Source organism: Xanthomonas cannabis pv. cannabis (assembly GCF_000802365.1).
Classification (GTDB): domain Bacteria; phylum Pseudomonadota; class Gammaproteobacteria; order Xanthomonadales; family Xanthomonadaceae; genus Xanthomonas; species Xanthomonas cannabis.
Map to the genome: position 1 here is coordinate 1 of NZ_JSZE01000100.1, position 12,930 is coordinate 12,930.

Here is a 12,930-nt window from a genome sequence, read left to right on the forward strand (position 1 = left end):
TTCGTGCATATCTTCTGCCACCGCGATCTGGCCTACCCGTTCGAAGTGGCCGGCGAAGACAACTGGATGGGGCGGCATTTCTTCACCGGCGGGCTGATGCCGGCAGCCGATACGCTGCTGCATTTTCAGCAGGACGTGGTCATCGAACAGCGCTGGGTGCTGTCGGGCGAGCATTACGAAAAGACCGCCAATGCCTGGCTGGAAAACCAGGACCGCCACCGCGACCAGATCATGCCGTTGCTGCGCCAGACCTATGGCGACGACGCGCAGCGTTGGTGGCAGCGCTGGCGCATGTTCTGGCTGGCCTGCGCGGAACTGTTCGGCTACGACCAGGGCCGCGAATGGGGCGTGGCGCACTACCGCTTCGTCAAGCGCTGATCGTCCGCGGCGGTTAGTAAAGGCGGTGATGGCTGGCGTCGCAGGCATCGGCTGCCGGTGCGTGCCCCCCAACCTGTCTGGGCTGCAAGTTCAGATGATCGCGGTCGTACTGACGGACAACGCCGCCATTGGCATGGATCTTCGCCCGGCCGCTAGCTCCCTGCCGCATGCCACGCCTCGCGTAACCTGCTTCACCTTGGACGGCGAAGCAGCGTGCGCGATCACCCGCGGCCAAGGACGCAGACCAGTCAGCACCCGAGGGACCGGAGGCGGCACGCACTCGGAACCGCAGTGCATGCGCGTTTCCGTGCACGGGGCGGCGCCTTGCCCCGTGCAGCCGCTTGATCGCCGCGGCGAATCGTGCGATCAGCCGGCCGCGGCGGTGATCACGATTTCCACTTTCCATTCCGGCCGCGCCAACCGGGCCTCGACGGTGGCACGCGCCGGGGTGAAGCCATGCGGTACCCATTCGTCCCAGGCGGCATTCATGCCGTCGAAATCGGCAATGTCGGCCAGGTAGATTTCGGCGCGCAGGATCTTGGTCTTGTCGCTGGCGGCCAGCGCCAGCAGCTTGTCGATCTCGCCCAGCACCTGGCGGGTCTGCCCGGTGATGTCTTCACTGGTGTCTTCGGCAATCTGGCCGGCCAGGTAACACACGCCGCCATGGACGGTCATCTCGGACATACGCGGACCCGCATCGAATCGCTGCAGCATTTCTGACTTCCTACGGTTGGTGGACCCGGCCATTGTCCCGCGAATGCGCGAGGCGTGCAGCCCTATCCCGCGCGGCGTGCCGCAGCCACAGTCCGACCCGCACCATCCAGACCACGATCAGCGCGATGGCGATCTTCTGGCTGATGCCCAGTGGCGCGCCGCTGACCGTGACATGGAACAGCAAGGCCGCGAACGCCGCCCAGCCCAACGCGAATGCGCCGACAAAATGCGCGCGCCACGCCCGATCGCGGCGGAAATACCACGATTGCAGCAAGACCGCAGCGATCACGCACAGGAACGTGGCGTCCGCCGACAGCACGTGCACCATCGGTGCCGCATCCGGCGCCAGCTGCGGCATCCAGCTGTCGCCGATCGACACCGCGCACAGGCCAAGCGCCGCACACCAGAACAGGCCCAGTACCGTGCGGCTGCGTGCCACCGGTGCCAGCGCCGCGTAAACGCCCGCCGCCAGCCACGCCAATGCCGCCGCCAGCAGGCAATACGCGGTGCGTAGCAGCAGGCCGTAGGATCCGTGCAGATAGGCGCTCAGTTGCGCATCGATCCACCACAGGTCGTCGCGCAGCCATTGCAGCAGCACCACCAGGCCAATGAAGGCGCTGCCGGCGCCGGCGGCAAGCGCGCCGGCCAGGCCGCTCCAGTGCGGCGGCGGCGACGTTGCCGCCGACATGGGCGCCGCCGGCGCGCCTAGGTCCGGACTGCCCATCAGTAGCCTGTCTGCCTTCCAACTGTGGTGCAGTGCATCTGCGTCCCCTGCGGCACCTGCGTGTGCCTTTGCCCTATGATGCGCGCGGCCGGCCTGCGCCGACAGGTGTCGGCCCGATCGCGCCGTGCGTTCACCCTGTTTCGGCACTGACGCGATCACGCTGCATGCTTCTCCAACCGTCCGGCCCATGCAGACCCACCGCGCCCGCGGCACATCTCGTGCATGCGTCTTCCCTCCCTCTTATGCAGATCCCGTTGCCCTCATGACGGATACCCCCGTGTCTACCGAAGCGCCTTCCAGCGGTTGGCGTCGCGCCCTGCCGGTCATCATCAGCCTGGCCATCCTGGCGATGGCGCTGCATGCGCTGTCGGCGCAGTTCACCGACCACGGGTATCGCCAGATCCGCCAGGCGTTCCGTGCGCTGGGTGCGGGGCAGATCGCCCTGACGCTGCTGCTGGGGTTGAGCAGCTACGCATGCCTGGTGGGCTTTGACTGGGTGGGGCTCAAGCGCACCGGCAAGCGGCTGCATCCGGCGCGGGTGGGCATCACCGCCTTCATGGCGCACGCGGTGGGCCAGACCCTGGGATTTGCCGCACTCACCGGCGGCGCCGTGCGTCTGCGCGGCTACGGCAGCGTCGGGCTCACCCTGGCCGAGATCGGCCAGGTGGTGCTGATGAGCACGCTGGGCTTCATCTTCGGCGCCTGGGTCCTGCTCGGGCTGGCGCTGATGCTGGAACCGGAAGCGGCGGCGCGCGCCTTGCCGATCACCGCCGACGCCATCCGCATCGCCGGCATCGCCTTGCTGGTGGGATATGTGGCCATGCTGGTACTGGTGGGCAGACAGGGCCGCGAATTCGGCATCCGCAGCCATCGCTTCTGGCTGCCCGACCGCACCACGGTGCTCGGCGTGACCGCCCTGAGCGTGGTCGAACTCGGCCTGGCCGCCGCGGCGTTCTACGTGCTGCTGCCGCCGGACCCGGGCACCGGCTACTTCGGCTTCATCGGTATCTGGCTAGTGGCGGTGGTCGCCGGCCTGATCTCCACCGTGCCGGCGGGGCTGGGCGTGTTCGAGTGGAGCCTGCTCAAGCTGCTGCCGCATGTGACGCCGGCCGCCGTGTTGGCCGCAGCGCTGGCGTACCGCGTCACCTACTACATCGTGCCGCTGCTGATTTCGGTGGCCATGGCCGCCGCCTCGGGGCTGGGCGCACCGGTGCGCGCCAGTGCCAGTACTGCACGCACGGTGTGGAAGGCGCTGCGCCCGTGGTTGCCGCAGATCCTGGCCCTGGCGGTGTTTGCGGTGGGCGCGGCGTTGATGATCGACGGCACCCTGCCCACCCCGCGTGCGCGCCAGGAAGTGGCGCCATTGCCGCTGATCGAAACCTCGCATCTGCTGGTCAGCCTGGGCGGCATGATGCTGCTGCTGATCGGCCAGGGCCTGCAGCGCCGCAGTCACGCGGCCTGGATGCTGGCGCTGGGCGTGTGCGTGCTGGTGCCGCCGCTGGCCTTGCTGCGCGGCAGCCATATCTCGATGTCGCTGTCGGCCGCACTGGCCGCGCTGGCGCTATGGGCGGCGCGCCGCGAGTTCTACCGCCAGGGCGCGCTGCTGGACGAAGCCTGGTCCTGGCGCTGGCTGAGCAACCTGGGCCTGGTGTTGGTGGCCACGTTCTGGCTGCTGTTCTTCGTCTACAGCCACGTCGAATACAGCAACGATCTGTGGTGGGAGTTCGCCACCTCGGCCAATGCACCGCGTGCGCTGCGCGCGGCGCTGATCCTGTGCGTGGGCGTGATCATGTTCGGCATGGCGCGGTTGCTGCGCGGCGGCCGCCGGCCGATGCCGCCTGCCGATGCGCAGGCCCTGCAGGCGCTGGCGCCGATCCTGGAGACCAGCACCGACACCCAGGCCTGCCTGGCGTTGACCGGCGACAAGGCGTTCCTGTTCGATGAGGGCAACCGCGGCTTCGTGATGATGCAGCGCTATGGCGGGTCGCTGATTTCGATGGGCGACCCGGTGGGCCCGCCTGAAGTGGCGCGCGCACTGATCTGGCGTTTCCGCGAAGAGGCCGACCACATGGGCCTGCGTCCGGTGTTCTATCAGGTGGGCGAGAAATACTGGCAGACCTACCTGGACATGGGCATGACCCTAGTCAAGCTGGGCGAAGAGGCGATCGTGCCGCTGGAGAACTTCACCCTGGAGGGCCGCGACCGCGCCGATCTGCGCCAGGCCTGGAACCGCGGCAAGCGCGGCGGGCTGACCTTCCGCATGCTGCAGCCCGACCAGGTGGATGCGGTGTTGCCGCGCCTGGCCGAGGTGTCCGAGCAGTGGCTGGACGAAAAGGCCGGCGAAGAAAAGGGCTTTTCGTTGGGCAGCTTCGATGCCGACTACCTGCGCCGTTTTCCGGTGGCGGTGGCCGAGGCAGAAGGCCGGATCGTGGCCTTCGCCAACGTGTGGTGGGCGCCGGCCGGCGGCGAGCTGTCGGTGGACCTGATGCGGCACAGCGCCGAAGCCCCCAAGGGCACGATGGACTTCCTGTTCATCGAGCTGTTCCTGTGGGGCCAGGCCAACGGCTACAAGCGCTTCTCGCTGGGCATGGCGCCATTGTCCGGGTTGGCCGAGCATCGTCTGGCCGGCCGCTGGAACCGTTTCGCCAGCCTGGTGGCACGCCATGGCGAACGCTTCTATGGGTTCAGCGGGCTGCGCCGCTTCAAGTCGAAGTTCGCCCCGACCTGGCGCCCGCGCTATCTGGTGGCGCCCGGCGGCATGCATCTGCCGGCCGCATTGCTGGATGTCACCCGCTTGATCTCGGTGGATCCGGGCCGGCACGAGTAAGGCCGCTCGATACCTGCGGTTTTACGCGAATGCTTTGGTCTGCTGCGGGCGCTTGCACGCGTACCGGCGTGGGGCACGCCGCAAGTCCGTCCATGCAGGCTCTGGCGTGGCATCCATAAGGTCCCACACCGGCACCCGCGCAAGCGCCAGCGATTGGTGTCGGTTACGGAAAGAAATGCCGAGGGCCTGCCAGGCTGGACCGAGGCCGAACCGAACGGCGACGACCGGGTTACCGGCCTGCGTCGGCCCGGCGTCGGGCCGAACCAGCCCACAGATGCCCTGCTCTTTTACGGCTTCGACAGCGCGTGCAACTGCTCCATGATCACCTTGGCCAGGGTCGCGTAATCGCCCTTGAAATGGTGATCGCCCGGCAGCGCCACCCGCGTGGCCGCCTGCGCCGGCAGGCTGGGGCACAGCGCGTCGTCGTCGTTCTGGCCGTAGATGCAGACCGTGGTGCTGGCGGGCAGACGTTGCACCTCCGGCGCGATCGGCAGGCCCTCGTCGTCCGAACCCAGCCAGTTGCTGACGTGGAATTCGTAGTCGGCCAGCTTGCCCACCGACAACAGCGCGGTCATGCGAATGTTTTGCTTGGTCTGTGCGGGTAGCTTGTTGATCGCCGCCGGCAACACATCGGCACCTTGCGAGAAGCCGATCAGCACCACGCGCTTGCGCTGCCAGCGCTGCGCATAAACCCGCGCGATGCGGTCCAGATCCGTGGCAAAGCCCTGCGGGGTGCGCTCGGTCCAGAAATAACGCAGCGAATCCAGGCCAACCACAGGAATGCCCTGCGCGGCCAGCGCGTCGGCCACTTCTTCATCCAGTCCGGCCCAGCCGCCGTCGCCGGAAACGAAGATCACGAAGGTGTCGTCGTCGCTGTCGCCGTCCGGCTTGGCCGGCAGCTCGACCACCGGCAGGTCGGCCAGGCCACCGGGCGGCGGCGGCAACGCCACGCCCTTCTGCTCGCCCAGCGAGCGCGCCGCAGCGCGCAGGCCCGGCAGGATGTCGCCCTTGGCAGAGCGCGTGAAGGTGCGCGCCTGCGGGATCTGCTTGATGAAGGCCGCCTCGGCCGCCGCAGGGCACCGTTTGTCCTGGCTGCCGGCAAGCACCCACGGAATCTGCAGCGGCGACGGCACCAGCGTGTTGCTGCCCGGACGCACGCCCGGCTGGCAGATCGCCTGGTCGGATACCGTCGCCGGGCACAGGCCATCGGTGAGCACGCCGGCCAGCACATGCGGCTTGGCCTGCGCGCCGATGGCATAGGCCAACGCCGCGCCTTCGCCGTCGCCCACCAGCAGCGGCAGACGATAGGTGGGGATGTGATAGAAGGCCTGCACATAGCGAGAGAAATTCTCCACGTCGCCGACCGAAAACGCGCAGGCCCCGCCGTCCTTGCGCACCACCGCGTAGAGGTGCGCGGTATCCACCACCGCCACCATCGCGCCGTCGTCGCGCAATGCCTCGACCTGCGCCTGGCGCGTTGCGGCATTGCCGGCGCCCGCGAACCAGATCACCACCCGTTGCGGTTCGCCCTTGGGCATCAGCACCGGCACCTGCTCGAACCGGCCGTGAGTGACCGGCTCAGGCGCCTGCGCGGCGGCCAATCCCGACAGCGTCAACACCGCCGCGCCGCAGAGCGCGCCCCACATTTCAAGTCGTCGCATGTCGCACCATCGCGGAAAGTGGTCCAAAGATAATCGTTCCAGGCGGCATCGCGAAGCGTGGCGCTTCGCTTATCGCGCCTGCGGCGATTGCCGGGCTTCCCAGGCGGCCAGCGCCTGGCGGTAGCGCGCCAGTTCTTCGGCATACAGATCGTGCACGCACAACGGGCAACCGCTTTCGCAGCACTCGTTGGGGGCCGGCGCCTGTGGCGGTTGCGGACGTGGATCGGCGGTGGAAACGGCGCGCTCGTGCATGCGGCCATTGTAGCGTGCGCACCTGCAGCGCCCGGTTGATGCGAACCGCCCGCTGCGGACAGTTCAGCGGCCCAGGCGCCGCAGCAGGTTGGCCCGCGCGGCAGCATCCAGGCGCGCGTGGAAATAGTCGCTGAGAAAGATGCGTGGACGCTTGAGCAGGCCGGCCAGGAAGCGGCGGCGATTGAGCCGGAACAGCAGCGCGGGGACATGGCCGCGGTACTCCTCGGCAATCGCCCGGTCGTAGGCATCGAAGACGTCTGCCGGCGCCGCCAGGATCGCCATATCGCAGTCCAAAAACAGCGCCGCCTCCTGGTCCACATCCTGCGGCTCGAGCTGGCCGTGCCGCGCAGTGAGCAAGATCAGCGCCTGTACGCGCTGCAGATCCACGGCGGCCTGCGGCCACCAGCGCGCACTGCATTCCAGCGCCCACGCCGCCGATTGCGCCTCGTTGTCGCTGCGCCCGGGTCGATACACCGCATCGTGGAACAGCACCGCCAGCCACACCTCGGCCGGCTGTTGCCAGCCCGGCCCGCTGGCGACCTCGGCATAGTGCTGCAGCAGCGCGCGCACGTGGCCGAAGTGGTGATAGGCGCGCGGCGGCGTGGCATAGGCCTGCTCCAACGCGGCCAGGTGATCAGCGTGCAGCGGCAGGGGTGTCGAGGTGTCCATCCGTGCAGGCTACCGCACCCGGGCCTGCGTCTACACACGGGCGCTCAGCGCAGCGGCCAGCGTCCTTCGAGCTGGTAGCGCGACTGGCCGAGAAAGCTGCGTACCAGCGCAAACTCGCGCACGTTCCACGCGAGCGCGTCGCAGCGCCGTTGCGGCACGGTCTGATTGCAATACAGCAGCGTCATGTGCGGCGTGTACTGCGCATCGCCGGCAATGCCCACATGCGCCAGCTGACGGCCCAGCGCGCCCTGCAACTCGTACAGGCCGCGTACGCGCTCTTCGCCGCGCAGCACGCAAGGCAGTTGCGACCGCCGTCCACCGAAGGTACCGACCCGGTCGAACTCCACCTCGAACGCCTGCCAGGCCACACGGTCGGCGGCCTGGCTGGCACGGCTGACCAGCGACGGCGGCAAACCACCGGCATAGTCACCGAGATGGTGCAGGGTCACATGCAGGCGGTCGCGTGATAGCGGCTTTCCATCGACCCCGCCTTGCAGCAGGCCTTCACTGATGCGACCCGCGCGTTCGGCAGTGTCCGCATCGGCCATCACCGCAAAGAACAGCCGCTCGGTCGTCTTTTCTTCCCCCAGTCCGAGCGACAACTGCGCCTCGGCCGATGACAAATACAGAAACTGCTGCTTCATGGGTAAGTCCACGACCGCCTGCGCAGGCCTGGGTGAAGAAGGGCGGCGGATACTAGCAGACACGACGCGCGGCGAATACGCTGCCTGCCATCGGCTTCAACGTGGAACGCGATACTGACGTGGAACCGCCATCGCGCGTTGTCGCGTTGTCGCTTCGCATCGGACACAAAAAGAAACGGGCAGCTTGCGCCACCCGTTTCCCGCCTGTATCGATTTACTCCGGAGCTGCATCAATCCAGATGCACTTCGGACGCGCCGTGTTTTATGCGGCGCTCTTCATCGCGTGCTTGCGGTTACGCATCACGTCGTGACATGCACGCACTTCCGGCAGCAGACGCAGTGCGGCATCGCGCGCGGCGGCCGGCGTGTCTGCATCGGCGATGGTCTCGTCGAACGCCTTCAGCAGGCGATCTTCCGATTCTTCCAGCTCGGCCACGTAGCCGTACTTGGTGTCGCCCAGCGTTGCACGGACCTTGCCGTAGAACTGCTGCATGCTGCCGACCATGGTGCCGTGCTGCTCGGGCGTGCCACCCACCGAGGTGACCACGCTGCTCAGGCTGCTCACGATGTCGCTCTTGACGCCGGCAATGCGGCGGAACAACGTTGCAAGCTCTGCATCGCCCACCTTGGACGCCGCTTCATCGTAGAAGTCCTTGCCGTCGCGGGAAATGGCGATGAGGTCGTTGAGGCTGTGCTCGGTCTTGCTCTGAATGCTCATGTGTCGCTCCTTGTTGGATGGGCCGCGCTGCACGGGGGTGCAATGCGCCGGCTTTCGGGGAGAAGCGCAATCGGTGCGTTGATTGCGGTGCCTTGCGTTGTGTACGGCCTCATCCTGGGCTCGCACCCATAATCGACATGTGAGCAATGTGGGCGTCATCCTCACGCCTTCGTGCGGCCGATGAATCGCGATTCATCGATGCAAACGGCGCATCAAGACCCTTTCGGTTGCCGGCTGGCCCACATGTTGTCGACCAGGTTCGGGTACGGCCGCCCGGCCGCTTCAGCGCGTTGTTTTGCGGCTGCCTTCTGGGCATCGGTCAATGGCGTCGAGGCGCGTTTGGACGTCGGACTGGGGCGTTTCCACGGCGGTGGCGTGAAGTCGGTCATGGCGCGGTCCTGCTCGCTTGTGGTCAAGCGCGCAGTCTCGGGCGCGTACCGTGAGTTGGCTGTGGATGCGGCTGGCGTGTGCGGTTGGCATCGCTGCTCCGGCAGCGAGCACGCGCGTCAAGGCACGGCACTGCAGTGACGCATTGCGCCACGTGTCTATGTCAGCCGAGTGCCGGGGATGATGAGCGGCATGCAGCAGCACGTAGCGAGCAGGCCGTCGATCGAGATGCGTGCCCGTGCACGCCGGGCGATGCGTGCGGCCGCCCGGTGCACTTGCTCAGCAGTTGGTCGCCAGGCTGCGCTGGCGCTGCTCCTGCCACACCGCACATGCGTACACCAACAGCCCGCCGAGCGCGGTTGCTGCACCGACATAGCCGGTGGATGTCCAGCCCCAGCCAGCGGTGATCGCCATGCCGCCCAGCCAGGGGCCCAGGGCATTGGCGGTATTGAAGGCGGCATGGTTCGAGGCCGCCGCCAGCGTCTGCGCCTCTGCCGCCACGTCCATCAGGCGCGTCTGCAAGGCCGGCGCCAGCGCGCCCATCGTGCCGACTGCCACGATGGAGACGAACACCCACTGCCCCGCATGCGCGGCCATCGGAAAGGTCAACATGACCACGATCGACCACACCAGCAGCACCGGTACCGCACGGAACTGCATCCGGTCGAACAACCAACCGCCCGCAATGCTGCCGAGCACACCGCCGACGCCGAACGCCGCCATGGCCAGCGGAATGCGTGCCGGTGCCACGCCGGTAACGGCAGTGAGGGTCGGCGCCAGATAACTGAAAACGCAGAACATGCCTGAAAACCCGATTGCTCCGATCGCCAGGGCCAGCCACACCTGCGCCCGATTGAACGCACGCAGCTCGCGCAGCGGCTGCTGGCGCGGCTCATCCGGTGCGGGCGGCAACAACGCGGCCACCGCGGCCACCGTCCCCAGCGCGATGACCGAGACCGAAGCATACGACCAACGCCAGCTGACGACCTGCCCCAGCCAGGTCGCCAGCGGGTTGCCGACCAGCAACGCAACGCTCAACCCCAGCAGCACGCGCCCGACGGCGGTGGCGCGCTGGTTGGGCGGGCTGATCGAGGCTGCCACCAGCGAGGCGACGCCGAAATACGCGCCATGCGGCAAGCCGGCGATGAAGCGGCACACCAACATGGCGTGGTAGCCGGGCGCCAACGCACTGGCCAGGTTGCCCAGTGCGTAGAACACCATCAGCAGTAGCAGCAAGGTGCGTCGCGGCCAGCGCGCGCCCAGGATCGCCAGCAGCGGTGCGCCGACCACCACGCCCAAGGCATAGGCGCTGATGACATGGCCAACCTGCGGTTCGCTGATCTGCAGGCCCTGCGCAATCTGCGTCATCAGGCCCATGGTGGAAAATTCGCTGATGCCGATCGCAAAGCCGCCCATCGCCAGCGCGAGCAGGATCAGCACGTAATCGCGGCGCGGCACGCGCGGCGCGGACAGCTCGGTATCGGACATGCCCGACTCCAGAATGACGGGGCGGCTTATTATTGTGCAATGCAGCATTTGGCGAAAGGCCGCACGTCACAGCGATGGCGCGCCAATGCCTTGTGGGTCACGGTTCGCTCCGCTTGGGTGATTGCAAAAGACGCTGTGTCCTACTGACGCCGCTTGAATCCCGCCCGCCGCGCCACCATCGCTGAGGGGCACCGCGATGGTCGTGGCGCCGCGCCTAGCGTGTGATCCCAAACACTGGTTGCTGATGTCCAAATCCACTGAATCTCCGTTGTTCTCCCCGGTGCGCCTGGGCGCGCTGGATCTTGCCAACCGCGTGATCATGGCGCCGCTGACGCGTAACCGCGCCGGTGCCGGGCAGGTGCCCTCGCCGCTTGCCGCCGAGTATTACGGCCAGCGCGCCACCGCCGGCCTGATCGTGGCAGAAGGCACGCAGATCAGTCCGCTCGGTCAGGGCTACCTGGACACGCCCGGCATCCACACTCCGGAACAGGTCGCCGGCTGGCGCACCGTCACCGATGAAGTGCATCGCCGCGGCGGCAAGATCGTACTGCAGCTGTGGCACGTCGGCCGCGTGTCGCACACCAGCGTACTGCCCCCCGGCGAAGTACCGGTTGCGCCCAGCGCCATTCGTGCCGAAGGCAAGACCTACACCCAGAACGGCTTCGAGGATGTGTCCGAACCGCGCGCACTGGCGCTGGACGAGATCCCCGCGCTGATCGAGGACTACCGCCGTGCCGCACGCAACGCGATCGACGCCGGTTTCGATGGCGTGGAAGTGCATGCCGCCAATGGCTACCTGCTCGACCAATTCCTGCGTGACAGCGCCAACAAGCGCACCGATGCCTACGGTGGCGATATCGAAAACCGCACCCGGCTGTTGGTCGAAGTGGTGCAGGCCATTGCCGACGAGATCGGTGCCGAGCGCACCGGCGTGCGGTTGTCGCCGGTCACTCCGGTCTATGGCGCGCACGACTCCGACCCGCAGCCGTTGTTCGAACGTGCGGTGGAGCGACTGAACCTGATCGGCGGCCTGGCCTTCGTGCATGTGATCGAAGGCGCCACCGGGGGCCCGCGCGACAACATCGCCTTCGATTACGCGGCGCTGCGCGCCAAGTTCGACGGTGCCTGGATCGCCAACAACGGCTACGACCGCGCCATGTCCGAACAGGCCATCAGCAGCGGCTATGCCGATGCGATCGCCTACGGGCGCCCCTTCATCGCCAACCCGGATCTGGTGCGTCGCCTGCGCGAGAACGCACCGCTGGCAGAGCTCGATCAGGCCACCATGTACGGCGGCGGCGCCAAGGGCTACACCGACTACCCCGCCCTGCCGGGGTGATCCTCTAGGCACACCGGCCGGCCATTGCCGCATCCAGCGCGGCGATGGCCGGCCGGTGGCGCGTAGCGTCCGCGCACCACGCACTGCCTGAACACTGTCTTTCCGTCTCCATCGCAGTGGCCGTTTGGCCGCATGGACCGCACCGACAGGTTCGCATCGCACGCCGCTTGCGCGCCGTCGCCACATGACGCGCACAGCGCTCGCCGCTAGCATCCAGGCAGCCCCTGATCCTGGAACGCCCATGCGCCGCCTTCTTCCATTTGCGCTGCTCTGCACATTGCTGATCGGTGGCCAGGCGCTGGCCGTGCCGTTCTGGGGTGCGCGCCAATCCAGTCCCGCCGACACCCTGCCGGCCCAGCTCAAGCCGGGCGAATGGATCTGGGGCGGTGTCAGTAAAGGCTGGGGCCCGATGGCCGTCATCGTCAGCCTCACCGAGCAACGCGCCTATGCGTATCGCAACGGCATCCTGATCGGCGTTTCCACCATCAGCTCCGGCAAGCCCGGGCACGAGACCCCCACCGGCGTGTTCACCATCCTGCAGAAGGACAAGGACCACCGCTCCAATCTCTACAACGCCGCACCCATGCCGTATCAACAGCGGCTCACCTGGGACGGCGTGGCGCTGCATGCCGGCGGCCTGCCGGGCTACCCGGAGTCGCATGGCTGCGTACATCTGCCATCGGAATTTGCCCGGTTGCTGTTCGACAATTCCAACATGGGCATGGTGGTGGTGGTCGCGCAGGCCGGTGTCAGTGCCGACGATGTGGTGCATCCACGTGCGCTCAGCCCGATCGACCCGACCACCGGCGCCGAGCGCCCCGTGTTGCCGCTCCCCAATGGCCAGGCATTTGCCTGGCAACCGGCGCTGGCGCCCACCGGCCCGATCTCGATGCTGATCAGCAGCACCGACCAGCAATTGGTGGTGTACCGCAACGGCGTGGAGATCGGCCGCGCGCAGGTGGCCTTGTACGCACCCCCTGGCGCAGCGCCGCTGGGCACGCAGGCCTTCATCGTCGGCCAGGGCTTCCTGCCGGGCGACATTCCCGGCCTGCCCGGTCATCGCATGCCCAACTGGATGCGCATCGGCATTCCCGGCAGCGCTGCGGCGGCAGGCCAGGCGCTGGATGCC

Annotated in this window: 12 protein-coding genes and 1 pseudogene; 4 read left to right on the forward strand and 9 right to left on the reverse strand. The window is 67.5% G+C overall.

The genetic code is table 11. The annotated features are described in order from the left end of the window. Positions 1 to 378 (forward strand): annotated as a pseudogene (locus OZ10_RS15770) (class I SAM-dependent methyltransferase); the annotation flags it as partial. Positions 379 to 744: 366 nt separating this feature from the next. Here OZ10_RS15770 and OZ10_RS15775 read toward each other — a convergent pair. Next, positions 745 to 1,092: a RidA family protein gene (locus OZ10_RS15775; protein WP_039412318.1), complete on the reverse strand. Its 348-nt coding sequence runs from the start codon at positions 1,090 to 1,092 to the stop codon at positions 745 to 747. 10 nt (positions 1,093 to 1,102) lie between these two features. After that, positions 1,103 to 1,780: a DUF998 domain-containing protein gene (locus OZ10_RS15780; RefSeq protein WP_139051343.1), complete on the reverse strand. Its 678-nt coding sequence runs from the start codon at positions 1,778 to 1,780 to the stop codon at positions 1,103 to 1,105. Between the two features lie 298 nt (positions 1,781 to 2,078). Here OZ10_RS15780 and mprF point away from each other — a divergent pair, with 298 nt between their 5' ends. Continuing rightward, positions 2,079 to 4,643 carry a bifunctional lysylphosphatidylglycerol flippase/synthetase MprF gene (gene mprF, locus OZ10_RS15785; RefSeq protein WP_039414652.1) on the forward strand — a complete coding sequence of 855 codons (2,565 nt, stop codon included), beginning with the start codon at positions 2,079 to 2,081 and terminating at the stop codon, positions 4,641 to 4,643. A 287-nt stretch (positions 4,644 to 4,930) separates the two neighbouring features. Here the strand turns inward: mprF and OZ10_RS15790 are convergent, their stop codons facing one another. The 7 genes from OZ10_RS15790 to OZ10_RS15820 all read right to left on the reverse strand — a co-directional run bounded on the left by OZ10_RS15790 (position 4,931) and on the right by OZ10_RS15820 (position 10,462). Then, positions 4,931 to 6,304, reverse strand: a complete 1,374-nt coding sequence (locus tag OZ10_RS15790) for a virulence factor (RefSeq protein WP_039414655.1) — start codon at positions 6,302 to 6,304, stop codon at positions 4,931 to 4,933. A 69-nt stretch (positions 6,305 to 6,373) separates the two neighbouring features. After that, a complete protein-coding gene (locus OZ10_RS15795; protein ID WP_039414658.1) occupies positions 6,374 to 6,556 on the reverse strand; it encodes an oxidoreductase-like domain-containing protein in 183 nt (60 codons plus the stop codon). A gap of 63 nt (positions 6,557 to 6,619) precedes the next feature. Continuing rightward, a complete protein-coding gene (locus OZ10_RS15800; protein WP_039414661.1) occupies positions 6,620 to 7,225 on the reverse strand; it encodes an HD domain-containing protein in 606 nt (201 codons plus the stop codon). A 44-nt stretch (positions 7,226 to 7,269) separates the two neighbouring features. After that, complete coding sequence (gene thpR, locus OZ10_RS15805; RefSeq protein ID WP_039414664.1) at positions 7,270 to 7,869, reverse strand: RNA 2',3'-cyclic phosphodiesterase; 600 nt, start codon at positions 7,867 to 7,869, stop codon at positions 7,270 to 7,272. Between the two features lie 262 nt (positions 7,870 to 8,131). Further along, positions 8,132 to 8,587, reverse strand: a complete 456-nt coding sequence (locus tag OZ10_RS15810; protein ID WP_039414666.1) for a PA2169 family four-helix-bundle protein — start codon at positions 8,585 to 8,587, stop codon at positions 8,132 to 8,134. Positions 8,588 to 8,799: 212 nt separating this feature from the next. Continuing rightward, a complete protein-coding gene (locus OZ10_RS22705) occupies positions 8,800 to 8,976 on the reverse strand; it encodes a hypothetical protein (RefSeq protein ID WP_068835627.1) in 177 nt (58 codons plus the stop codon). 277 nt (positions 8,977 to 9,253) lie between these two features. Then, positions 9,254 to 10,462, reverse strand: coding sequence for an MFS transporter (locus tag OZ10_RS15820; RefSeq protein WP_039406526.1), 1,209 nt, complete (start codon positions 10,460 to 10,462; stop codon positions 9,254 to 9,256). 196 nt (positions 10,463 to 10,658) lie between these two features. Between OZ10_RS15820 and OZ10_RS15825 the strand changes: the two genes are divergently transcribed. Then, positions 10,659 to 11,801 (forward strand): alkene reductase, encoded by a 1,143-nt coding sequence (locus tag OZ10_RS15825; RefSeq protein WP_068835621.1) that lies wholly within the window; start codon positions 10,659 to 10,661, stop codon positions 11,799 to 11,801. Between the two features lie 241 nt (positions 11,802 to 12,042). After that, positions 12,043 to 12,930: L,D-transpeptidase (locus OZ10_RS15830; RefSeq protein ID WP_039565803.1), on the forward strand; the 888-nt coding region annotated here is incomplete at its 3' end.

Excerpts from the sequence above, each read along its gene's own strand:
- OZ10_RS15790 (WP_039414655.1), bottom strand. The coding sequence starts at position 6,304 with ATGCGACGACTTGAAATGTGGGGCGCGCTCTGCGGCGCGGCGGTGTTG.
- OZ10_RS15825 (WP_068835621.1), top strand. The coding sequence starts at position 10,659 with ATGGTCGTGGCGCCGCGCCTAGCGTGTGATCCCAAACACTGGTTGCTG.
- OZ10_RS15775 (WP_039412318.1), bottom strand. The coding sequence starts at position 1,092 with ATGCTGCAGCGATTCGATGCGGGTCCGCGTATGTCCGAGATGACCGTC.
- OZ10_RS15800 (WP_039414661.1), bottom strand. The coding sequence starts at position 7,225 with ATGGACACCTCGACACCCCTGCCGCTGCACGCTGATCACCTGGCCGCG.
- mprF (WP_039414652.1), top strand. The coding sequence starts at position 2,079 with ATGACGGATACCCCCGTGTCTACCGAAGCGCCTTCCAGCGGTTGGCGT.
- OZ10_RS15795 (WP_039414658.1), bottom strand. The coding sequence starts at position 6,556 with ATGCACGAGCGCGCCGTTTCCACCGCCGATCCACGTCCGCAACCGCCA.
- OZ10_RS15780 (WP_139051343.1), bottom strand. The coding sequence starts at position 1,780 with ATGTCGGCGGCAACGTCGCCGCCGCCGCACTGGAGCGGCCTGGCCGGC.
- OZ10_RS15810 (WP_039414666.1), bottom strand. The coding sequence starts at position 8,587 with ATGAGCATTCAGAGCAAGACCGAGCACAGCCTCAACGACCTCATCGCC.
- thpR (WP_039414664.1), bottom strand. The coding sequence starts at position 7,869 with ATGAAGCAGCAGTTTCTGTATTTGTCATCGGCCGAGGCGCAGTTGTCG.
- OZ10_RS22705 (WP_068835627.1), bottom strand. The coding sequence starts at position 8,976 with ATGACCGACTTCACGCCACCGCCGTGGAAACGCCCCAGTCCGACGTCC.
- OZ10_RS15820 (WP_039406526.1), bottom strand. The coding sequence starts at position 10,462 with ATGTCCGATACCGAGCTGTCCGCGCCGCGCGTGCCGCGCCGCGATTAC.